The organism is Marinobacter sp. G11 (assembly GCF_021282325.1).
GTDB classification, from domain to species: Bacteria; Pseudomonadota; Gammaproteobacteria; order Pseudomonadales; family Oleiphilaceae; genus Marinobacter; species Marinobacter vinifirmus.
The window spans coordinates 13,257-33,490 of the sequence record NZ_JAJSPB010000036.1 but is presented as its reverse complement, the minus strand read 5'-3'; the positions used below and the strand labels follow the sequence as shown (position 1 = coordinate 33,490).

Genomic DNA, 20,234 nt, shown 5'->3' with positions numbered 1-20,234 from the left:
GGGCTGCCATGCCGGGGTGGGCGACCAGTGCCCGTTTTCCTTCCAGCAATGCCGGTAATTCGTCTTCCACGAAGGGTTTGAACAGTTTGCGGATATGCACCTGTGGCATCACCGTGTCCTTTGACTGTTCCAGGCCCAGTGTGAGGTTTTCCCTCAGGTTGTCGTCTGACAACCAGGGCGTTTGCCAGAAGCTCTTTTCCACCTTGTAGCTGTTGATCAGCCAGATATCTTTCACGCCCAGAGAGGCGCAGGTTTGCAGTACCCGGCGGAACATCTTGGGGCGTGGCATGGCAAGGATCAGGGTCAGCGGCAGGGCGGCCGGTGGCGGGGTGTCCAGCGTTAGCTGCAGTTCCGCTTCGGAGTCGTTCAGCTTGAGGACTTCACCGTACCCCATCAGGCCGTTGACCCGGCCCACCGGAATGCGGTCGCCGGCACTGGCCTTGAGTACGGTTTTCAGGTGTTGCAGCCGGCGACCCTGAAGCCGGGCACGGTCCGGGCTGACGAAGTCTTCGTCCAGCAGCAGGGCCAGGTTCATCAGGCTTCCGGTTCGTCTTCGGCGGCCTGTTCACGCTCGCGATAGGCCAGGCGGCCAAAGATGATGCCAAACTCGAACAGAATCCACATAGGCACCGCCAGCAGAGTCTGGGAAATGATGTCTGGCGGGGTCAGCAGCATGCCGATGATGAAGCAGCCGACGACCACGTAGGGACGCTTGGCCGCGAGATCCTGCGGCGTGGTGGCGCCGGTGAGGATCAACAGTACGGTAGCAATGGGAATCTCGAACGCCACACCAAAGGCGAAAAACATCTTCAGCACGAAGTTCAGGTAGCTGGTGATGTCCGGCAGTTCCACGATGCCTTCCGGGCCGATGGCGGTAAAGAAACCGAACACCAGCGGAAACACCACGAAGTAGGCGAAGGCGGCACCGGCATAGAACAGGATGACCGAGGTGAACAGCAGCGGGAATGCCAGCCGCTTTTCATGGGCGTACAGGCCCGGCGCCACAAAACTCCAGAGCTGGTACAGGATGACCGGGATGGCGGCAAACACTGCCAGCACCAGGGCCAGTTTCAGGGGCGCAAAGAACGGCGAGGTGATGTCGGTGGCGATCATCATCTGGCCCACCGGCAACAACTCCCTCAGGGGCTGGGACAACAGCAGGTAGAGATCGTTGGCAAATGGGTAGATAACGGCGAAGCAGATAATCACTGCCAGCACCATTTTCAGTAATCGGTTACGCAGCTCGAGCAAATGCTCGATCAGGGGCATCTCCTGTTGTTCAGAAGACGCTTGATTGCCGTCTGGCTTGGCATTCATGAACGATGATCCGGTGAACTCTCAGTCGATGGGCCGGGCTCGGCGTCGGCGCTGGATGTGGTGTTTCCCTGATCCGCCGGGGCTGTCGCCGAATCCGGGCTGCTTTCCTCCGGCTTGTTAACCCGGCGGGTAGCGGGAGCCGGGCGGGTTTTCCTGGAGCCGTCGTCCAGGATCATGTGCTCGTACTTCTTGGCCTCATCCAGGGCGCCTTTGACCGTCTTCTGCACATCATCCAGGCCGACATCGCCGGCTTTTTTCAGCTCCTTGCGCAACTCTTCGGCTTTCAGCTCGCGGTCCAGCTCCGAGGTGAACTGGCCAACCATGCGCCGGGCGCCGCCAATCCAGCGGCCAGCCGCCCGTGCAGCGCCGGGCAGCCGTTCAGGGCCCAGCACCAGCAGGGCAATAATGCCGCAGATCAGCAGCTCAATGAAGCCGATATCGAACATTCAGTGGTTGCTCAGCTCTGCTTTTCCTTGGGCTTTTCTTCGGCCTGGGCCTGTTCGGCTTGCTGGCCCTCCAGGTTATCCTGGTCAGCCTGCTTCTTTTCTTCTTCGTCGCTCATGGACTTCTTGAAGCCACGAATAGCACCGCCGAGATCGGAGCCGATATTGCGCAGTTTCTTGGTTCCGAACAACAGGATAACGATGCCGAGTACGATAAGAAGTTGCCAGATACTGATACCCATGAGGGTTCCTCGTTCAATTGTTTCTGTTACGTGACATTGTACGCCAACGATTACCTCAGGCGGAAATCCCCGTTAGGGGTACTCCCTCAGGATTGCCGTGACGCTTTTTCTTCCAGGCCGGAGAGGTCGAACCGGTTGGCCAGCTCATCCAGGATATCCTGCGGGCCCAGGCCCAGGCTCGACAGCATGACCATGCTGTGGAACCACAGGTCTGCCGTCTCGTATACCACATCCCGGGTTTGTCCGGAATGTTCGGCATCCTTGGCGGCCAGCAGGGTTTCCGTGCACTCCTCGCCAACCTTCTCCAGAATCTTGTTCAGGCCCTTGGCATGCAGGCTGGCCACATAGGAGGTGTTCGGGTCTGCCTCTTTTCGGGCTTCCAGTACATGCGCCAGGCGCTCCAGTACATCGCTCACGGTGTCTGCTCCTCAGTTGCTGCCGTAGATGGCGTTCGGGTCTTTCAGTACCGGTTCGGCACTTACCCACTGGCCATCTTTCAGGGTCCGGTAAAAACAGCTGCGCCGGCCAGTATGGCAGGCAATGCCACCTTTTTGTTCCACTTTCAGCAGGATTACATCGGCATCACAGTCCAGGCGGATATCCCTGAGCACCTGCTGGTGCCCGGAGCTTTCGCCTTTGCGCCAGAGTTTGCCGCGGGAACGGGACCAGTACACCGCCTGGCCTTCCTGAACGGTCAATGCCAGGGACTCCCGGTTCATCCAGGCCATCATCAGGATGTCGCCGTTGCCGGCGTCCTGGGCGATGGCCGGTATCAGGCCGTCGTCTGTCCATTTGATGTCGTCCAGCCAGTCAGGCTGTACGACGTTATCGGGGGAATCTTGCATTTGTGTGAATCCTGAAAATCTTTGTGTTCACCGGCTACCCCGGAGCATGACGCCTGCGGCTGCCGCAAGCAATGCCCAGCTCCACACCGGCATGTCGGTGACCAGTTGCTGTGCTTGCGGATGGCTGCTGCCCACGGCAATAACGGCCAGTACGGCGGCGATAAAGCCCCGGCGCCAGCGCCGTTCACTGCGAAGCTGCTGTTGCTTCATCAGCTCCAGTGTTGCCCGGTTCTGCTCTTCGGTCGGGCCACTGCCGCGCAGCTGTAATAGGGCATCGTGCACCAGTTGCGGCATCTCCGGAGACTGCTCCAGCCAGGACGGCAGGTGCGTTTGCAGCGACTTGACCAGGCCGGCCGGGCCGATGCGTTTGCGCATCCAGTCCTCAAGGAACGGCTGGGCCGTGCTCCACAGGTCGAGGTCCGGGTACAGCTGGCGGCCCAGGCCTTCCACGTTCAGCAGGGTTTTCTGCAGCAGCACCAGCTGCGGCTGCACTTCCATATTGAAGCGGCGGGCGGTCTGGAACAGGCGCAACAGAAAGTGGCCGAAGGAGATGTCTTTCAGCGGCCGCTCGAAAATAGGCTCACATACAGTACGGATGGCGGCTTCGAATTCGTTCACCCGGGTATCCGGCGGTACCCAGCCGGACTGGATGTGCAGCTGCGCCACCTGGCGGTAATCCCGGCGGAAGAACGCCAGCAGGTTGCGGGCCAGGTAGCTTTGATCGTCCGGGGCCAGGGTGCCGACAATGCCGAAATCGATAGCAATGTATTTCGGGTCCGCCGGGCTGGAAATGTCCACAAAGATGTTGCCCGGGTGCATGTCGGCATGGAAGAAGCTGTCCCGGAACACCTGGGTGAAAAAGATCTCGACGCCTTTCTCAGCCAGTACCTTCATGTTTACGCCGGCGTTTCTCAGGGTATCCACATCGGCAATGGGAATGCCGTGGATGCGCTCCATCACCAGTACGGACTTGCTGGTGTAATCCCAGTCGATGAAGGGGATGTAGATCAGCCTGGAGTTTTCGAAGTTGCGGCGCAGCTGGCTGGCGTTGGCGGCTTCGCGCTGCAGGTCCAGTTCGTCGTGGATGGTGGCATCGTAGTCGGCCACCACATCCACCGGGTGCAGGCGCTTGCCTTCAGACCAGTACTTTTCCAGCAGCCCGGCCATCAGGTACATCAGGCCCAGGTCCTGGCGGATAACCCTTTCGATGCCGGGGCGCAGCACTTTGACCACCACTTTCTGGCCATTGGGCAGGGTGGCGGCGTGCACCTGGGCTACCGAGGCCGAGGCCATCGGGTCCGGGCTGAATTCCGCAAACAGTTCTGACACCGGGGCACCCAGGGACTTCTCGATAATGCCCCGGGCCTGGTCGCTGGGGAAGGGCGGCACCCGGTCCTGAAGCTGTTTCAGGGATTCGGCCATGTCGTCGGGCAAGAGGTCCCGGCGGGTGGAGAGAATCTGGCCGAACTTGACGAATACCGGCCCCAGCTCTTCCAGTGCCAGGCGCAGGCGGTCGCCGCGGCTCAGCTTCGGTTGCGGGAAGAGATGCCAGGGCGCCAGCAGGAAAAAGACTTTCAGGGGCGTGGGCAGTTCCGACAGGGGCAGAAACGTGTCCAGCCGGTAGCGGCAGAATACCCAGGCAATTCGGAACAGGCGTTGCAGGCGGGTCACAGGGTCTCCGTATCGTTATTGCTACCGGGTGCTGCCAGCTGGTTCAGGCGAGCTTCCAGCCGCTCGGTGCGCAGGTTCAGCTCGTCGATGTCCTGAAAGGTGGCTTCCAGTTCGCGCCGGCCGGGCAGGGTGCGGCTTTCTTCGTGGATGTATTCCTCCACGTTGGCGTTCATGGTGCTGACCGCCTGCCGGCTCCATTTCGCGGCATTCCTGATGCGCTGGCCCAGAAAGTGCGCGGGCACATCGCCGATGTGCCGGGCCATGGCGGCTTCCCAGTCGGGCTGCAGCTGGTTCAGGGCCCGCTGGAACTGGTGGGCCAGGGCAGTGTCGCCCTGTACTTGCAGGCGCTCGTCGGCAAAGACCCGGTCATCACCCAGCGCCAGGGCGGCGAAGGCAACCGGCCGGCCGCTGATCTCCAGTGCAGGGTCGTCTGCCGGCTGGCTGCGTACCTGTACCCTGTCGGCCACGGGTTCCAGGGTCCAGTTCATGGCCACCGGCGCGGTCAGGCTGAACTGAACCGGCCCTGCCAGTGCCTGCATCAGGGCTTTGTGGCCGGCAGGATCCAGCTCCAGGGCCCGGTTCAGCGCAGCTTCAAGAATGGCGCTGATTGCAGACAGCAGGGTAGGGCCGGGAAACATCAGGGCTTGATTCCCACGTGCAGGGCCACGATGCCGCCGGTCATGTTGTAGTACTTGCAGTTCACCAGGCCGGCGTTTTCCATCATGCCTTTCAGGGTTTCCTGGTCCGGGTGCATGCGGATGGACTCGGCCAGGTACTTGTAGCTCTCGCTGTCACCGGCAATCAGTTGGCCCATCAGCGGCAGGGCGGTGAAGGAGTAGGTGTCGTAGGCCTTGCTCAACAGCGGGTTGGTGGGCTTGGAAAACTCCAGCACCATCAGCTTGCCGCCGGGCTTCAGTACCCGGGCCATGTCGCGCAGGGCCTGGTCTTTGTCGGTGACGTTACGCAGGCCGAAGGCAATGGAAACCGCCTGGAAATTGTTGTCCGGGAACGGCAGGTGTTCGGCATCGGCCTGGACATATTCAATGTTGCCGGCATAGCCCCGGTCGGTCAGGCGGCTGCGGCCTACCTGCAGCATGGAGGCGTTGATATCGGCCAGTACTACCTTGCCGGACGGGCCTACCAGGTCGGAGAATTTCATGGTCAGGTCGCCGGTACCGCCGGCAATGTCGAGCACCTGGTGGCCGGGGCGAACACCGCTGAGCTCGATGGTGAAGCGCTTCCACAGGCGGTGGATGCCCATCGACATCAGGTCGTTCATGAGGTCGTATTTGCCGGCCACGCTATGGAAAACCTGGGCTACCTGGCTGGCTTTCTGGCTCTTCGGTACATCGCGGAACCCGAAATGGGTGACGTCGTCCTGGCCGTTGCCGGGAGTGCCCGGTGCTTGCTGCTCGCTCATGGGTGTTCGTCCTGTCAGAATCTAAGGTTGGTATTCTAACCTTTGAGGGGTTGGCTACAAGTTTATTGCCGGCTTACACTGTAAAACCGTTTCCAAATCACCGAGAAAACTGATTCATGTCTGTTATCGATATCCATCGCGCCCATTCCCTGGACAAGGCCCATGCCCGAGAGGCCGCCGAAACCCTGGCCAAGGACTTGTCCCGGCAGTTCGACGTTAACTATCAGTGGGAAGGCGACCTGCTTAAATTCAAGCGCAGCGGCGTGAAAGGCCAGCTGGACATTGCCGAGACCGACCTGCATATCCGCCTGGAACTGGGCATGATGCTGCGGCCGTTCAAATCCCGCATCGAGCAGGAAATTCATTCCCAGCTGGACCAGATCATCCAGGGCTGACCGCTACAGGTCACCCGGCAGCGTAAACGGCTCCGGGTGGCCTTTCAGTATGTTCGCCATTACCTGCCTTTCCCGGCTGATCAGCCGCTCGATCAACAGATCCACCTTGTCCATTTTCCGGAAAGCGCTGTAACCCCGGTGCAAAAAGCTGTGCAAATCGCCCAGTTCCGCCATTTCCGCCGGCCCCCGGGTCATCGACAGCAGCCAGCCCAGGGTGCGGTTGCGTACATATCGGTCGAGCTGCTGGCCGGTATCGGACACCAGTTCCAGTTGCCGGTGCCGTGCCGGAAGTTGCCCGCTGGCCCGGTAGCCTTCGCACCAGCTTGCAGGGGTGATCGAGCCGGTATCCATGCCTTGCCGGTCAAACCATTCGGCCAGTTCCAGGTCCAGGCTCTGGGTCAGCAGGTTCAATTCGACCAGGCCGGCAAAGGTGGCCAGCAGGTGGTCGGGCAGCCACTTCACCATTTTCGGGAATACACGGTCGATGTTGTCATCGCGGCGGGTCATGCCGGCCGGGGCGTAGAGGTCAGTCAGCAGGAATTCCAGGCCGGTGTGATAGCCGGGGTGGCGGTACAGGTCCTGGTGGGTAGTTTTCAGGCGCTCGGCCTGCCAGTCGGCAATCCGGCGGGTGTCGTCCAGCAGCGGGCTGGCAGCTTTCAGTTGCCGGAAGTCGTGGTACTCAAGCAGCAGGCGCTTGAGCCTGTGGGCGTTTTCTGACTGCACTTCCGTTGCGACCAGGCGCTCACGATACATGCCGGGACTCCATCACACTGAACCTGAAACCGCGCAGTTTAACGGAGCCCCGCAGCCGGTGCACCCGGAATCGGGGCCAGGAATTCAGCCCTGTGCGGCGGCAGGCAGGGTTTCAAAGCCCGGCACCCATTCCTTGCTGTCCAGGGTGATGAAGTGGCTGGGTGCCCCGGTTTCAACAATCCGCATGGTGGTAGGGCTGGTGCGGGCGCTGGCCAGCATGGCGGTACGGTCCAGAATGCGGTCGGTGCCGGGAATCAGGAAGGTGCCATGGCGCACGTGCTGGTACACGGAACTGTCTGTGCGGGCCATCCACTCCATGATGTTCTCGATGTTGCGAACAATGGTGAGGTGATCCTTGGTGGCGTAGAACAGTTTGCCCAGCAGCTGGCGCTTGCGCGGGTTCATCTTGCCGAAGAAGGTCTGGCCATAGGCCGACTGCGGGGCACTGTTGATCAGGCGGATCAACCAGGGCCACATACCGTGGCTGACCGGTTCCAGAAGCGTGGTGACCAGGGCGTGCAGTTTACCCTGGGGCAGTACCGGGGCTTCCAGCACGACTTCCGCGTCTTCATAGAGTTCCGGCCACTGGCGGATGGCTTCCAGAATAACCGCGCCACCCCGGGAATGGCCGTGCACCCGGATGTTGCGGGTGGTGGGCAGGTTCTGCAAGGCCTGGTTCAGGATGCAGGCATCGTATTCGATGGTGCCTTCAAGGTGTTTGATGGGCACTTCCCAGTCCGGAGTTTCAGGCGTTACGCCATTCACCGGTATGTGGTAGTTGCTGCAAGTGAGCAGGATCAGTTCGGTTGTGGGGGCGTCGTAGGCCTGGGTGAAGTAGCAGTGGTTTTCCAGAAAGCCGTGTACGCCGATCACGGTCTGTTCTGCCGCGCCGCTGTGGTTCCGCACAGACACAGCGCCCTTGCCAACCCGGAATACCCGGCCGGAAAACATTTCCGAATAGGCGTTTTCGATGGGTTTGATCAGCTTGCGAACATGACTGGCTTTCATTGTTTATCTCCCCCCGGCACAGCTTCAGGCTTTTTTTGGAATTGGATAGCCGGTTTACCTTTTGTACCCCGATCGGCGTGCGGGTGTAGTGGCACCAGTGCCCGGATTTTTGGTGATTCGGGGCCAATCAGGCTTTGCGTCGTTCAGTTTATAACCATTGCATCAAGCCATATAACGAGTATAGAAGCGAACAGTTAATCACGTGTAACTTTTTGTAAGCCTGTGAGCGGTATCCACACGATGGAGCCGGATGAACGACTCTGGCACAATGCCGGATTGGCTTTTCACCAGTTTACTGACCGGGGACCTTCAGGTTTGAACCAAGAGCACTCGCATCTCATGCTGCCTTCGGATTCGGCCTGGCTGGCTTTGGAACGGCCGGACAACCCCATGACCATCACCATCATGCTCCGGGTGGACGGGCTGACCGCCGGCCGTTTCCGGGAATTTCTTGAGGTTTACTGGTCGGCCTGGGAACGCTTTGGTTGCCGCCCGGTGTGGAAAGCCCCGGCCTGGTACTGGCAGCCGGACGCTACCTTTAATGTGGCGCACCACCTGGATGTGGCGCTGGACCGGTTTGACCAGCACCAGCTGCAGGACTGGGTGTCTGCCCGACTGAACGAACCCCTGCCACTTTATCGCCCGGCCTGGAAATTCTGGCTGGCCCCTAACGCCGAAGGCGGCGCTGCCCTGCTGCTGCGATTGCACCATTGCTATGCCGATGGTTTGTCGCTTTTGAGTATTTTCGACCAGTTGTGCCCGGCCTCGCCCCGGCAGTACCCGGCGGTATACGGCGCGCCGGAGCAGCCCCGGGCAGGGCGCTGGCTGGAAGCCGCCCAACACTGGCTCGGTGCCCAGCTCGCCCGCTATGGCACCACCGCACAGCCGGGTTCAGAACGGCCGGAGCCCGGCCCGGAGCAAACCCTGGCGGCCCGCACTGTGAAGAACGGCGCGCGGCTGGTGCATGAGCTGAGCGAGTTCCTGGCCGAGGAAGAAGATTCGCCGTCAGCTCTCAAGCAGCCACTGGCCGGCCGGCGCAACTGCCGCTGGTCGGCCCCGGTGCCGCTGGAGCGCTTCCGCACCATTGCCCACCAAACCCACACCACTATCAACGATGTGCTGCTGGCCTGTGTGGCGGCAGCGGTACGCCCGCGGCTGGGCATGACACCGGAACAGCTGGACGATGCGGTGATGCACGCCGCCGTGCCGGTAGACATCCGCACCCGATTGCCCGAAGGCATCAAGCCCGAAGCCGGCGAGCCCGGCAACTGTTTCGGTACCGTGTTTGTGCCACTGCCGGTGGATGGCGAAAGCGCCCTGGAGCGGTTGTTCCGCATCAAGCATGAAACCCGCAAACTCAAGAAGAGCTGGCAACCAGGCCTGGCCTGGGGCCTGACTGCCTGCGCCTCCCTGTTGCCCGACATCGGCCGCAAACCCCTGGCCGATCTATTCTTTCGCAAGGCCTCGGCCGTGGTTTCCAACGTACCGGGCACCCCGGAAACCCGTTACCTGGCCGGTTGCCCCATTACCGAGCAGATGTTCTGGGTGCCCCAGGCCGGGAATATCGGCCTGGGTGTGAGCATTGTCAGCTATGCCGGGCAGGTGCAGTTTGGCGTTGTGGCGGATGAGGCGGTGATGGCGGATCCTGCGGCGTTTCTGGAGGATTGCCTGGCGGAACTGGATCAGCTGGACTGACCATACGACCATTGGCTTAGCCGATTCTTGCTGCGTCTGCCTACAAACCTTCCGGATTGGGTCTACCTTTGTTGTGTTAACGCAAAAGGCTGCGTTGCCCTGCGACAATCACAACAAAGAGGCAGAAGTCATGATCTATGCACAACCCGGACACGAAGGCTCCGTTGTTTCCTTCAAATCCCGCTACGAAAACTACATTGGCGGCGAGTGGGTGGCGCCTGTAAAAGGCCAGTACTTCGACAACATTACCCCGGTCACCGGCGCCGTGTTCTGTGAAGTGCCCCGTTCGACTGCCGAGGATATTGACCTGGCACTGGACGCCGCCCACAAGGCGGCACCGGCCTGGGGCAAGACATCCCCTACAGAACGTTCCAACATCCTGCTGAAAATTGCTGATCGCATCGAGGCCAATCTCGAAAAGCTGGCGGTGGCGGAGACCTGGGACAACGGCAAAGCGGTTCGTGAAACATTGAATGCCGATGTCCCGCTGGCGGCTGACCACTTCCGTTACTTCGCCGGTTGTATCCGGGCCCAGGAAGGCCATATGGGCGAGATCGACCACAACACCGTGGCGTACCACTTCCACGAGCCGCTCGGTGTAGTGGGGCAGATTATTCCCTGGAACTTCCCGCTGCTGATGGCGGCCTGGAAGCTGGGCCCGTGCCTGGCTGCCGGTAATTGCACGGTGCTGAAGCCGGCCGAGCAGACCCCGGCCAGCATCCTGGTGCTGATGGAAATCATCGGCGACCTGCTGCCGCCGGGCGTGCTTAACATCGTCAATGGCTATGGCCCGGAAGCCGGCCAGGCCCTGGCTACCAGCAAGCGTATTGCCAAGATTGCCTTCACCGGCTCCACCCCGGTGGGCTCGCACATCCTCAAGTGTGCAGCCGAAAACATTATTCCGTCCACGGTTGAGCTGGGTGGCAAGTCCCCGAATATCTACTTCTCCGACGTGATGAAGGCTGAGCCTGAGTTTGTCGACAAGTGCGTGGAAGGCCTGGTTCTGGCGTTCTTCAACCAGGGCGAAGTCTGCACCTGCCCGTCACGGGCACTGGTTCAGGAAGACATGTTCGAAGAGTTCATGCAGAAAGTGGTTGAGCGCACCAAGGCCATCAAGCGTGGCAACCCGCTGGATACCGACGTTCAGGTGGGTGCCCAGGCATCCAAGGAGCAGTTCGACAAGATCATGTCGTACATGGAAATCGGTCGTCAGGAAGGCGCGGTTGTGCTGACCGGCGGTGACCGCGAGCATCTGGAAGGCGAGTTCAATAACGGTTTCTACATCCAGCCGACCCTGTTCAAGGGCGACAACAAGATGCGCGTGTTCCAGGAAGAAATCTTTGGGCCGGTGGTGGGTGTCACCACCTTCAAGACCGAGGAAGAAGCCCTGGCCATTGCCAACGACACCGAGTTTGGTCTGGGTGCCGGCGTGTGGACTCGCGACACCAATCTTGCGTACCGCATGGGCCGCAATATCCAGGCCGGTCGGGTCTGGATGAACTGCTACCACGCATACCCTGCCCACGCGGCCTTCGGTGGTTACAAGAAGTCCGGTGTTGGCCGCGAGACCCACAAGATGGCGCTGGAACACTATCAGCAGACCAAGTGTATGTTGACCAGCTACGACACCAACCCTCTCGGGTTCTTCTGATTGCTCCTCATTTCCGGGCTGCGGTTTTCCGCGGCCCGGTATTTCTGGTATACCCGGTTCAACAGATGTCATTAACCCCTGGAGGGCTGAATCCGAATGTTCAAAGCAATCCTGATTGAAGGCAGTCGGGGTGACCAGCAGGTCTCTCTCAAATCCGTCGATGAAGCGCAGTTGCCGGAAGGCGATGTGACCGTGGATGTGGCGTACAGCACCCTGAACTACAAGGACGGCCTGGCTATTACCGGCCGTGCGCCCATCGCCAAGACCTATCCGATGGTTCCGGGCATCGACCTGGCTGGCGTGGTGACCGAATCGTCTAATCCTGACTTCAAGGCCGGAGACGAAGTGGTTCTCAATGGCTGGGGAGTAGGTGAGAAACACTGGGGCGGCTTAGCCCAGAAAGCCCGGCTTTCGGGTGACTGGCTGATCCCGCTGCAGGCGCCGTTCACGGCTCGCCAGGCCATGGCCATCGGCACCGCGGGTTATACGGCCATGCTGTGTGTCATCGCCCTGGAGAAACACGGTGTTAAGCCTGAATCCGGCGACATCCTCGTGACCGGGGCCACCGGCGGTGTCGGCAGTGTGGCGGTCGCGATTCTGGCGAAGCTGGGCTACTCAGTCACTGCGGTAACCGGCCGCCCTGAAGAGGAAGCCTACCTGAAATCCCTGGGCGCCAAACAGATTCTGGACCGGGCCGAGCTGAGTGAGCCGGGCAAACCGCTGGCCCGGGAAACCTGGGCCGGTGCGGTGGATGTGGCCGGTGGCCAGGTGCTGGCCAATGTGTGTGCGGGTATGAAGTATCACGGGGTAGTGGCCGCGTGTGGCCTGGCAGCCGGCATGGATTTTCCGGCAACCGTGGCTCCGTTCATCCTGCGTGGCGTGACCCTGTGCGGCATCGACAGTGTGATGGCCCCGAAAGGGGACCGGGTGTATGCCTGGAAGCGCCTGGCCGAGGATCTGTCTCCGGAACTGCTGGACAGCATGATCACCGAAGTGGCCTTTAATGATGCCATCGACGCCGCTGGCCGGCTGATGGATGGCAAGATCCGAGGTCGCATTGTGATTCCGGTGGCCGGTTAGCTTTATACTGGTCGGACGCAAGAGCAACGGAGCAGGGAGATCAAGTGACCGACTACAGAACCGAACAGGACAGTCTGGGCGAAGTGGCAGTACCCGCAGAGGCCCTCTGGGGCGCCCAGACTCAAAGGGCCATCGACAACTTTCCGGTCAGCGGCCAGCCCATGCCGGCCGATTTCATCAAGGCGGTGGTGCTGGTGAAATGGTCTGCCGCCCAGGCTAATGCTTCCCTGGGCTTGCTGGATGCGCCCTGTCGGGACGCCATTGTGCAGGCCTGCGGTCGGCTGAGCATGGGTGAGTTTGCCGACCAGTTTCCGGTTGACCGCTACCAGACCGGGTCTGGCACCAGTACCAATATGAACGTGAACGAGGTGGTGGCCGCTATCGCCCGGCAACAAGGGGTGGATGTAAACCCGAACGATCACGTGAACATGAGCCAGAGTTCGAACGATGTGATCCCCACGGCCATTCACATCAGCTCGGTGCTGGCGGTAAAGAACAAGTTGTTGCCAGCCATCTCGCACCTTCGCGGGGTGATTTACCAGCGCGAGGGTGAGCTGGCAGGGCAGGTGAAAACCGGCAGAACCCACCTGATGGATGCCATGCCCGTTACCCTTGGCCAGGAACTGAAAACCTGGCGGGAACAGCTGGCAGCAGTTGAAAAACGGCTTGAAGCGTCGATGGACGAGCTGGCAGACCTGCCCCAGGGTGGAACGGCGGTAGGCACCGGGGTAAATGCCGCTTCCGAGTTTGCCGGGCAGTTCATCAAGTTCCTGAAAATAAACAGTGGCTACAGTTTTCGATCCCTCAACCACAAGTTCGTAGCCCAGAGTGCGGTGGACGCGCCGGTGGCACTGTCGGCCCAGCTCAGGGGGCTTGCGGTGGTACTGACCAAGATCGCCAACGATCTGCGCTGGATGAACAGCGGCCCCATTCATGGCTTATCAGAGATCAGCTTGCCGGCGCTGCAGCCGGGCAGCAGTATCATGCCCGGCAAGGTGAACCCGGTCATTCCGGAATCGGTGGCCATGGTCGGAGCCCAGGTGATGGGGCTGGATAACGCCGTGGCCATGGCCGGCCAGTCCGGCAATTTCCAGCTGAACGTGATGCTGCCGCTGGTGGGCGCCAACCTGCTGGATATGACCGGCCTGCTGGCCAATGCCACAACCATGCTGGCCGACAAGGCCATTCAGGGCTTTACGGTCAATGCCGATAACCTGAATGCCGGTGTGGGGCGCAACCCGGTGCTGGTGACGGCCCTGAACCCGGAGATCGGCTATGCGCTGGCGGCGGACATTGCAAAGGAAGCCTATCGCACAGGCCGGCCGGTGATTGATGTGGCGGAAGAACGCAGTGGCCTGAGCCGTCAGCGTTTGGAAGAACTGATGGATCCGCTCAAGCTGACCCGTGGAGGGCTCGCCTGAGCCAGTCCCGCCGGAGGTAGCCCGTGCTGTTGTCGCTGGAGTTGTTTGTCATGCTGGTTCTGGCCAACGGTTCTCCGGTGGTGGTGGCCCGGCTGCTGCATCATCGCTGGGACTGGCCGGTGGATGGTGACCGGCTCTGGCATGACGGCCGGCCAGTGTTCGGCCACAGCAAAACCTGGCGCGGGCTAGCCTCCGGTGTGCTGTCGTGCCTGGTATTCGCGGCCTGGCTGGGGCTGGGCTGGATCTTCGGAGCGTTATTCGGATTTCTGGCGTTACTGGGGGACTTGCTCAGCAGCTTTCTCAAGCGCCGGGTCGGGCTGGATTCCAGTGCCCGCGCCCTCTGGCTGGACCAGTTGCCGGAAGCCCTGTTGCCCATGCTGATGGCCTGGTACTGGTTGCCGCTGGCGTTATGGCAGGCGGTTGTGGTGGCTGTGCTGTTTGCCATTGCCAACGTGGTGGTGTCGCCGCTGCTGTTCCGGCTGGGTATCCGCAAGCAGCCTCACTGAGGGCCTCAGGCCGGGCCCCGGGTGAGGGTATGCAGTGTCACTTCCGGCGGGCAGTTCAGCCGCACATTCAGCACCGAGGTTCCCGCCCCCGGGGAGGTATACCCCTGCATACCGTTCACCTGCCAGGAGCCCTTGCCGAGCCTGCGGGGACAGTCGGAGTCGAGGGTGACCGGAATGCCGCCGGGCAGGCAGATCTGCCCCCCGTGGGTGTGGCCGCATAAAAACATGTCATAGCCCGCGTGGGCCGCTTCGCGCCAGATTTCAGGCGTGTGGCTGAGCAGCAGGCTGATACCGCCTGCGGGAATGTCGTCGCCGGCCCGGTGTAGGTTGTGCACTTTGTAGTAATGGGCGTCGTCTACTCCGGCCAGGTAAATCCTGGCCTGTTCCCGTTCCAGTGGCACCATTTCATTCATCAGCAACCGGTAGCCCATGTCTTCCAGTGCCGGAACCATGCGCACGCTGTCGTGGTTGCCCAGCACCGCGTAGGTGTCTCCCCGGATTGCCTCTCGGAGCTTTTCCATGCCCGCCAGGGCGGCATCTACCGGGCCCCAGGTGCGCTGGCGATAATCGCCGGTCAGTACGCACAGGTCGTAGTCCAGTGGTTCAATCTGGCGGATGACGGCTTGCAGGTTCTGCTCGTCCATATCCACGTGCAGGTCGGTCAGGTGCAGTATCCTGAAACCTTCAAAGGCCTCGGGCAGGTCTGGCAGCACGAAGCTGTTGTGGGCGGTTCGCAGTTTGCGGCTGTTGCTCTGGGCCCGGTTAAACAGACCGACCGACTGCAGGCAAAAACGGATGAAACCCGGCGCATTGGCGAGGTTTTCCAGGTGAAATGATCGCTTGTCGCGGCCCAGAACCAGGGCTTCGGATTCCTGCTCGATGCCCAGGCGCTGGCGGGCGTGTACCGGCCCCAGCCGAAGGCTTAGGCGGTAATGGAGAAGCTCGTCCTGATCTTCCGGTTCGCGGACTTTTGCTGTCATGCTGTTTCCCTGATGCCGAGCGGGGTCTTATCGCTGGCCCCTGTTTTCATTATGGTGGCTGACAGGGCATGTGCAACCGCCCTGACATAATTTCATGTTGCGGTTGTGTCTGTTTATCATCGGTGGTCGTATACACGGGTATAACCTGTGCAACCAGAAACTGGAGACAAACTATGACCGAAAGCTGCAATATTCCGGGCCTGAATGTGCCGCGCAGCCGGTTCCCGACCCCGGAACAGGAACTGCCTGAAGCCGGCAGCGAAGCCCATGTGGTGCTGGCCGGTGGTTGCTTCTGGTGCGTGGAAGCGGTGTTCCTGGCTATCGACGGAGTTACCCGGGTTGAATCCGGCTATGCCGGTGGTTCGGCTGACACAGCGAATTATGAGGCGGTCTGTTCCGGCAGCACCGGCCATGCTGAAGTGGTAGATGTGCACTACAACCCGGAAAAGGTCGGTTTCGGCGAACTGCTGCGGGTGTTTTTCTCGGTGGCCCACGACCCGACCCAGCTGAACCGGCAGGGCAACGACATCGGCAGCCAGTACCGGTCTGCCGTATTCTATGAAACCGGTGCCCAGAAGCAGCTGGTGCAGGCCTACATCCGGCAACTGGATGAGACCGGCGTTTACCCGGCACCGGTGGTTACCACCCTGGAGCCGCTGACGGCGTTTTACCCGGCCGAGGCGCACCACCAGAACTTTGCGGCCCGTAATCCGTACCAGCCTTATATCATGGCCGTAGCCGCCCCGAAGATGGAAAAGCTGGCCAGCGCATGGCCGGACCGGCTAAAACCTGAAATCAGTCAGGACGACCCGGACCTGGCATGAGGAGAATTCTATGAGTATGTCTGCTGCGGGCTATGACATAACGCCCCTGAGCAAAGCACAGGTGGAAGAAAAAGCCGCTGGGCTGACCGATGACGAAAAGCGGGTCTTGCTGGACCACGGAACGGAACATCCGTTTTGCGGTACCTTGCTGGACAACAAGAAGACCGGTGTCTATCACTGCCGTCTGTGTGACCTGCCGTTATTCGGCTCTGATGCCAAATTTGATTCCGGAACCGGTTGGCCCAGCTTCTTTCAACCGTTTGATCCCGAGCACCTTCGTTATATCGAAGACACCAGTTTGGGCATGACCCGCACGGAAATTTGTTGTGCCCGCTGCGACAGCCATCAAGGTCACGTGTTCCCGGATGGGCCGCCGCCTACGGGTCAGCGTTACTGTCTGAATTCCATTTCTATGGTTTTCCGGGATTAGGGTTTTTCGCTGCCCATTATTTCCGGCAGCTCGTTGGGGCGGGGGGCACCCTGCTTCATCTGCACGTTACCGTTGCTGTCGCGGAAATATGTGCTTGGGGTGGCGCTCAGGCCGAGATTGCCCATCAGCTGGTTATTAGCTTGTACCCGTTTGGCGTTAGCGCTGACCAACTCACGATCAATCTGAATGCCACCATCTGAATAGCTGTCCTGGTTTTCAGTAAGTGTGTCGCTCGGGTTGCTGGAACCGATGATCGTTGCTGCTTTGGGCAGGCTGTCGTCTTTGAGAATACCCACCATGATATGGCGCAGTTGCACACGGCCGGCTTCTACCCAAGGCTCAGCGGATTGGCGGAAACGATGACAAAACGGGCAATTGGGGTCTGTAAAGGTGTACACGATCACCGGTGCGTCCGGGTCGCCGTCGAGCACCCAGTCGGCGTCTTCTAACTGGGCCCATGCTTTGTCATTCTGGGGGCCGAGCACCAATTCCTGAATCTTCGGTTCGGTCAGGTTCTCGCCATTGGCCGCCAGCATCGGGCCTACCACCACATGCTCCTTGTTAGGGGTCAGGTAAAAAGCCACCGGTCGGCCCTGCATATTGCCGACGTAACCGGTCATGCCATCAGGTGCCTCAAAACGGGCATCGATTGATACTCCGCGATCAATCAAATGCTGCACAGCGGCCGGGTAATTGTCTGCCAGCACCGGCAGGCTCGGGCTCATCAGCGAGGCGCTGATCAGCGCAGGTTTAAGCAAAGTGTTCATGCGCTTCATGAATGACTCCAGTTACTATCGATCAAAACGTTCAAGGTTGTGGGCCAGCGAGGCGGCAGACAGCTCGCCAAGGTGGGCGTCTACCTGCCGGCCTTGGGCATCGTAAAACAGAGTGGTGGGCAGAGCATGGCTGCCGGTGGTGCGGCCCATCATGGCTGAGGTGTCAGTTAACACATTGTCCAGCGACAGCTCATATTGCTGGAGAAACTGCTGGATCGTTTCCGGTTGCTCACCCTGATTCACAAACACAAAGGTGATGTCCGGGTTGTTCTGCTGTGCTTTCTGCAAAATTGGCATTTCCCGAATACAGGGCGGGCACCAGCTGGCCCAGAGGTTGACCACCATGGGCTTGTTATCCGCTATTTCCGCGAGACTGGCCGGCCGGTTGTTCAGGTGTGCCAATGCGACGTCCGGCACGGCTCGGGCCTGGCTCTCCATCAAGTTGACCAGCAGCGTCACCGAACCCCAGGTCAGCAGACCCGCCGCGGCAGCACTGCCCAAAGCTCGCCGGATGGGCGGGTGGCGCCAGAGTTTCCAAGCCACCATGGCCAGAGCGCCAACGATGCCCGCAACCATTTCAAAACCGCCGTCACGGATGTCGATGATGCCCACCAGATCGTCCTGATAATGCTCGAAGTAGCGGATCACAAAGCCAATTCGTGCAGCCGCCATGGCCGCCAAGAAAATGTCCGACAATGGCCCGGCAATGGGTATTCGCTCTTTGTGGCCCATAATCGCTCCGACAATCAGGGCGATCAGGAAAGCACCCATTAACAGCGCTTGCCCCAATGACAGGGCCAACGGCCCGATATTAACGCTCAGCATGCAATCTCCTTCAGGATTGGCGGGCCTGGTCCAGTCGGTTCAGAAACACCTCCGCCGACACTTCACCGGTGGTGCGTTGGGCGCGATACTCGGTGCCGTCCGGACCGATGATCAGAATGGTAGGGGGGCCAATAACGCGCAAATGCTTCATCAGTTCCTGATCCAGTTTGTCGTTGTCTGTGACGTCCGCGCGCAGCAGCTGCATATCGGCCAATTCGGCAATCACATTGTCGTTGCCAAAGACCTCTTCTTCGATCACCTTGCAGGACACGCACCAGTCGGCGTAAAAGTCGACCAGCGTCCATTGACCGTCATTGCCGGCTTCCGCCACAGCGTCGTCCAGGTCCGCTATCGATTTAAAAGCGTCAAATTGCGCGTGTTGTGGCCCGGCCTGAGTTGGGGCAGAACCCGCCAGCGCCAGCCCGTTCAGCGGTTGCCAGATCTGGCTGCCGCCGGCGGCAGCGCCGATCATCATTAATGCGCCCCAGAGCGTGATCACCGCCCCGGCGCTGCTGGAGAGCGTGCGCAGGGGAGCACTGCGGGTTACCGCCCGGGCCAGATGCCAGAGCGACAGCCCCAGCGCGATCGTGAGTGCACCCCACAGGCCCAGCACCAAGGCATCGTCCAGAATACGCTCCAGGAAATACACCGTGGTACCCAGCAGAATAAACCCGAATACGGCTTTCACGCCGTCCATCCAGGCGCCGGGTTTCGGCAGTAAACCGGCACCGAAAGTGGCCAGCGCGATCAGTGGGGCACCCATACCCAGCCCCAGCGCCAACAGCGCGAGGCCGCCGAGCATGGCATCACCGGTGTCGGCAATATAAATCAGCGCGCCGGCCAGCGGTGCTGTCATGCAAGGGCTGGCCAGCAAGGCTGCCACCACGCCCATCCCGACTGCACTGGCCAGGCTGCCGCCGTGCTGATTGTTGCTGACCCGGTTCAGACGATCGCGAATGAACGCCGGCAACTGCAGCTCGTAAAGACCAAACATCGACAGAGCCAGCAGGATGAACACCACGGCGATGGAGATGATAAAGACAGGCGCCTGCAACATGGCCTGTAAATTGGCTCCGGCCAGGGCCGCGGCCACACCGAGCAGCGCGTAGGTGACGGCCATGGTCATCACGTACACGCCGGACAGTGCAAACGCGCGACCCCGCCCGGCCTCGTTGCCGACAATGACCGTCGACAGAATCGGGATCATCGGCAGCACACAAGGGGTGAATACCAGCAACAAGCCAAGGCCAAAGAATACGACCAGATTCCAGAGCAGCCCGCTCGACGCCAGCTGGCGGGTCAGAGACTCATCTTCGGCCACCGCCGTGTCGCCCTGTGTAGCCGGCGCGGCACTGGCCGTGGTCTCGTTGCTCGAGTCAACGGAAGGTCCGGAACCCGCAGTTTTGCCCGACGCTGACTGCGGCTCACCATTGAAATCCACCGTGGCTGATTGCGGCGGGTAGCATAGCCCGGCTTCGGCACAGCCCTGCCATGTAAGGTCCAGGCCGGACGCATCGCCGGCGTCGATCAGCAATTCTACGTTGTTGTAGAACACCTCCGACTCGCCAAAAAACTCATCGTGGATCAGCGTGCCCGAGGGAAACTGGATTTCCCCCAATGCGCCATCGACGCCTTCGATACTCATACGTTTCTTGTACAGGTAGTAGTCCGGCGCTATGTCCCAGCTCAGTGTCAGGGTGCCATCGCCGTTGTCTTCCACCTGGTACTGGAAAGCTTCCTGTACAGGCAGAAAATTATCTCCGCCACCAAACACTGACTGGCTCGCCGCCGGCCAGCTGGTTGCTAATGCCATCAGAGCGGATAAGATCGGTATCCAGAGTCGGATTGCTCGCACACGCTGCTCCTGTTGGTTCTGGTAAACATCTACGAATCGAGTGACCGAAGTCTGCGGCGGCCGGATTAAGACAGCATTAACAGCACCCAGAGTGAAT

Annotated in this window: 23 protein-coding genes; 8 read left to right on the top strand and 15 right to left on the bottom strand. The window is 60.4% G+C overall.

Annotation, left to right across the window (positions count from 1 at the left end; genetic code table 11):
- The 9 genes from LWH94_RS16975 to ubiE all read right to left on the bottom strand — a co-directional run.
- Positions 1-535: 16S rRNA (uracil(1498)-N(3))-methyltransferase (locus LWH94_RS16975; protein WP_232903003.1), on the bottom strand; the 535-nt coding region annotated here is incomplete at its 3' end.
- Positions 535-1,317: a twin-arginine translocase subunit TatC gene (gene tatC, locus LWH94_RS16970; protein WP_022988341.1), complete on the bottom strand. Its 783-nt coding sequence runs from the start codon at positions 1,315-1,317 to the stop codon at positions 535-537. The genes LWH94_RS16975 and tatC, both read right to left, overlap by 1 nt.
- On the bottom strand, positions 1,314-1,763 hold the full coding sequence (gene tatB / locus LWH94_RS16965; protein WP_022988340.1) for a Sec-independent protein translocase protein TatB: 450 nt from the start codon (positions 1,761-1,763) through the stop codon (positions 1,314-1,316). The genes tatC and tatB overlap by 4 nt, the downstream gene beginning before the upstream one ends.
- An 11-nt stretch (positions 1,764-1,774) precedes the next feature.
- Positions 1,775-2,002, bottom strand: coding sequence for a Sec-independent protein translocase subunit TatA (gene tatA, locus LWH94_RS16960; protein WP_022988339.1), 228 nt, complete (start codon positions 2,000-2,002; stop codon positions 1,775-1,777).
- Between the two features lie 86 nt (positions 2,003-2,088).
- Positions 2,089-2,418 (bottom strand): phosphoribosyl-ATP diphosphatase, encoded by a 330-nt coding sequence (locus LWH94_RS16955; RefSeq protein WP_022988338.1) that lies wholly within the window; start codon positions 2,416-2,418, stop codon positions 2,089-2,091.
- Positions 2,419-2,430: 12 nt separating this feature from the next.
- Entirely contained in the window at positions 2,431-2,847 is a 417-nt protein-coding gene (gene hisI, locus LWH94_RS16950; protein WP_232903002.1) for a phosphoribosyl-AMP cyclohydrolase, read from the bottom strand.
- Positions 2,848-2,874: 27 nt separating this feature from the next.
- Positions 2,875-4,518 (bottom strand): ubiquinone biosynthesis regulatory protein kinase UbiB, encoded by a 1,644-nt coding sequence (ubiB, locus tag LWH94_RS16945; RefSeq protein ID WP_232903001.1) that lies wholly within the window; start codon positions 4,516-4,518, stop codon positions 2,875-2,877.
- Positions 4,515-5,156 carry a ubiquinone biosynthesis accessory factor UbiJ gene (locus LWH94_RS16940; RefSeq protein ID WP_232903000.1) on the bottom strand — a complete coding sequence of 214 codons (642 nt, stop codon included), beginning with the start codon at positions 5,154-5,156 and terminating at the stop codon, positions 4,515-4,517. The genes ubiB and LWH94_RS16940 overlap by 4 nt, the downstream gene beginning before the upstream one ends.
- Positions 5,156-5,938 carry a bifunctional demethylmenaquinone methyltransferase/2-methoxy-6-polyprenyl-1,4-benzoquinol methylase UbiE gene (gene ubiE, locus LWH94_RS16935; protein WP_058341856.1) on the bottom strand — a complete coding sequence of 261 codons (783 nt, stop codon included), beginning with the start codon at positions 5,936-5,938 and terminating at the stop codon, positions 5,156-5,158. The genes LWH94_RS16940 and ubiE overlap by 1 nt, the downstream gene beginning before the upstream one ends.
- 116 nt (positions 5,939-6,054) lie before the next feature.
- Between ubiE and LWH94_RS16930 the strand changes: the two genes are divergently transcribed.
- The gene (locus LWH94_RS16930; RefSeq protein WP_232902999.1) at positions 6,055-6,333 is read left to right on the top strand and encodes a polyhydroxyalkanoic acid system family protein; all 279 of its coding nucleotides are present in this window, start codon (positions 6,055-6,057) and stop codon (positions 6,331-6,333) included.
- A 3-nt stretch (positions 6,334-6,336) separates the two neighbouring features.
- Here LWH94_RS16930 and LWH94_RS16925 read toward each other — a convergent pair whose 3' ends face one another.
- Positions 6,337-7,086: an FFLEELY motif protein gene (locus LWH94_RS16925; protein WP_232902998.1), complete on the bottom strand. Its 750-nt coding sequence runs from the start codon at positions 7,084-7,086 to the stop codon at positions 6,337-6,339.
- Between the two features lie 84 nt (positions 7,087-7,170).
- Complete coding sequence (locus LWH94_RS16920) at positions 7,171-8,094, bottom strand: hypothetical protein (RefSeq protein WP_022988331.1); 924 nt, start codon at positions 8,092-8,094, stop codon at positions 7,171-7,173.
- Positions 8,095-8,433: 339 nt separating this feature from the next.
- On the opposite strand from LWH94_RS16920, the gene LWH94_RS16915 reads away from it, so the two are divergent.
- The 5 genes from LWH94_RS16915 to LWH94_RS16895 all read left to right on the top strand — a co-directional run bounded on the left by LWH94_RS16915 (position 8,434) and on the right by LWH94_RS16895 (position 14,447).
- Entirely contained in the window at positions 8,434-9,789 is a 1,356-nt protein-coding gene (locus LWH94_RS16915; protein ID WP_232902997.1) for a WS/DGAT domain-containing protein, read from the top strand.
- Between the two features lie 130 nt (positions 9,790-9,919).
- A complete protein-coding gene (gene exaC / locus LWH94_RS16910) occupies positions 9,920-11,440 on the top strand; it encodes an acetaldehyde dehydrogenase ExaC (RefSeq protein ID WP_232902996.1) in 1,521 nt (506 codons plus the stop codon).
- Positions 11,441-11,536: 96 nt separating this feature from the next.
- On the top strand, positions 11,537-12,520 hold the full coding sequence (acuI, locus tag LWH94_RS16905) for an acrylyl-CoA reductase (NADPH) (protein ID WP_232902995.1): 984 nt from the start codon (positions 11,537-11,539) through the stop codon (positions 12,518-12,520).
- 44 nt (positions 12,521-12,564) lie between these two features.
- On the top strand, positions 12,565-13,941 hold the full coding sequence (locus tag LWH94_RS16900; RefSeq protein WP_022988327.1) for a class II fumarate hydratase: 1,377 nt from the start codon (positions 12,565-12,567) through the stop codon (positions 13,939-13,941).
- Positions 13,942-13,964: 23 nt separating this feature from the next.
- Entirely contained in the window at positions 13,965-14,447 is a 483-nt protein-coding gene (locus tag LWH94_RS16895; RefSeq protein ID WP_232902994.1) for a CDP-archaeol synthase, read from the top strand.
- A gap of 5 nt (positions 14,448-14,452) precedes the next feature.
- On the opposite strand, the gene LWH94_RS16890 is transcribed toward LWH94_RS16895, so the two are convergent.
- Positions 14,453-15,427: a metallophosphoesterase gene (locus LWH94_RS16890; protein ID WP_199458141.1), complete on the bottom strand. Its 975-nt coding sequence runs from the start codon at positions 15,425-15,427 to the stop codon at positions 14,453-14,455.
- A 173-nt stretch (positions 15,428-15,600) separates the two neighbouring features.
- Here LWH94_RS16890 and msrA point away from each other — a divergent pair, with 173 nt between their 5' ends.
- Entirely contained in the window at positions 15,601-16,251 is a 651-nt protein-coding gene (gene msrA / locus LWH94_RS16885; protein ID WP_232902993.1) for a peptide-methionine (S)-S-oxide reductase MsrA, read from the top strand.
- Positions 16,252-16,261: 10 nt separating this feature from the next.
- Complete coding sequence (gene msrB, locus LWH94_RS16880; protein ID WP_232902992.1) at positions 16,262-16,681, top strand: peptide-methionine (R)-S-oxide reductase MsrB; 420 nt, start codon at positions 16,262-16,264, stop codon at positions 16,679-16,681.
- Here the strand turns inward: msrB and dsbG are convergent.
- The 3 genes from dsbG to dsbD are packed head-to-tail and all read right to left on the bottom strand — an operon-like array spanning position 16,678 to position 20,137.
- Positions 16,678-17,457: a thiol:disulfide interchange protein DsbG gene (gene dsbG / locus LWH94_RS16875; protein ID WP_232902991.1), complete on the bottom strand. Its 780-nt coding sequence runs from the start codon at positions 17,455-17,457 to the stop codon at positions 16,678-16,680. The genes msrB and dsbG overlap by 4 nt on opposite strands.
- Positions 17,458-17,472: 15 nt before the next feature.
- A complete protein-coding gene (locus tag LWH94_RS16870; protein WP_232902990.1) occupies positions 17,473-18,282 on the bottom strand; it encodes a TlpA disulfide reductase family protein in 810 nt (269 codons plus the stop codon).
- 10 nt (positions 18,283-18,292) lie between these two features.
- The gene (dsbD, locus tag LWH94_RS16865; protein ID WP_232902989.1) at positions 18,293-20,137 is read right to left on the bottom strand and encodes a protein-disulfide reductase DsbD; all 1,845 of its coding nucleotides are present in this window, start codon (positions 20,135-20,137) and stop codon (positions 18,293-18,295) included.
- Positions 20,138-20,234: the final 97 nt, after the last annotated feature.

What these genes read in the sequence shown, in the direction of transcription:
- tatC (WP_022988341.1), bottom strand. Translation starts at nt 1,317, where the DNA reads ATGAATGCCAAGCCAGACGGCAATCAAGCGTCTTCTGAACAACAGGAG.
- tatB (WP_022988340.1), bottom strand. Translation starts at nt 1,763, where the DNA reads ATGTTCGATATCGGCTTCATTGAGCTGCTGATCTGCGGCATTATTGCC.
- tatA (WP_022988339.1), bottom strand. Translation starts at nt 2,002, where the DNA reads ATGGGTATCAGTATCTGGCAACTTCTTATCGTACTCGGCATCGTTATC.
- hisI (WP_232903002.1), bottom strand. Translation starts at nt 2,847, where the DNA reads ATGCAAGATTCCCCCGATAACGTCGTACAGCCTGACTGGCTGGACGAC.
- LWH94_RS16940 (WP_232903000.1), bottom strand. Translation starts at nt 5,156, where the DNA reads ATGTTTCCCGGCCCTACCCTGCTGTCTGCAATCAGCGCCATTCTTGAA.
- ubiE (WP_058341856.1), bottom strand. Translation starts at nt 5,938, where the DNA reads ATGAGCGAGCAGCAAGCACCGGGCACTCCCGGCAACGGCCAGGACGAC.
- LWH94_RS16930 (WP_232902999.1), top strand. Translation starts at nt 6,055, where the DNA reads ATGTCTGTTATCGATATCCATCGCGCCCATTCCCTGGACAAGGCCCAT.
- LWH94_RS16925 (WP_232902998.1), bottom strand. Translation starts at nt 7,086, where the DNA reads ATGTATCGTGAGCGCCTGGTCGCAACGGAAGTGCAGTCAGAAAACGCC.
- LWH94_RS16920 (WP_022988331.1), bottom strand. Translation starts at nt 8,094, where the DNA reads ATGAAAGCCAGTCATGTTCGCAAGCTGATCAAACCCATCGAAAACGCC.
- LWH94_RS16915 (WP_232902997.1), top strand. Translation starts at nt 8,434, where the DNA reads ATGCTGCCTTCGGATTCGGCCTGGCTGGCTTTGGAACGGCCGGACAAC.
- exaC (WP_232902996.1), top strand. Translation starts at nt 9,920, where the DNA reads ATGATCTATGCACAACCCGGACACGAAGGCTCCGTTGTTTCCTTCAAA.
- acuI (WP_232902995.1), top strand. Translation starts at nt 11,537, where the DNA reads ATGTTCAAAGCAATCCTGATTGAAGGCAGTCGGGGTGACCAGCAGGTC.
- LWH94_RS16890 (WP_199458141.1), bottom strand. Translation starts at nt 15,427, where the DNA reads ATGACAGCAAAAGTCCGCGAACCGGAAGATCAGGACGAGCTTCTCCAT.
- msrA (WP_232902993.1), top strand. Translation starts at nt 15,601, where the DNA reads ATGACCGAAAGCTGCAATATTCCGGGCCTGAATGTGCCGCGCAGCCGG.
- msrB (WP_232902992.1), top strand. Translation starts at nt 16,262, where the DNA reads ATGAGTATGTCTGCTGCGGGCTATGACATAACGCCCCTGAGCAAAGCA.
- dsbG (WP_232902991.1), bottom strand. Translation starts at nt 17,457, where the DNA reads ATGAAGCGCATGAACACTTTGCTTAAACCTGCGCTGATCAGCGCCTCG.
- LWH94_RS16870 (WP_232902990.1), bottom strand. Translation starts at nt 18,282, where the DNA reads ATGCTGAGCGTTAATATCGGGCCGTTGGCCCTGTCATTGGGGCAAGCG.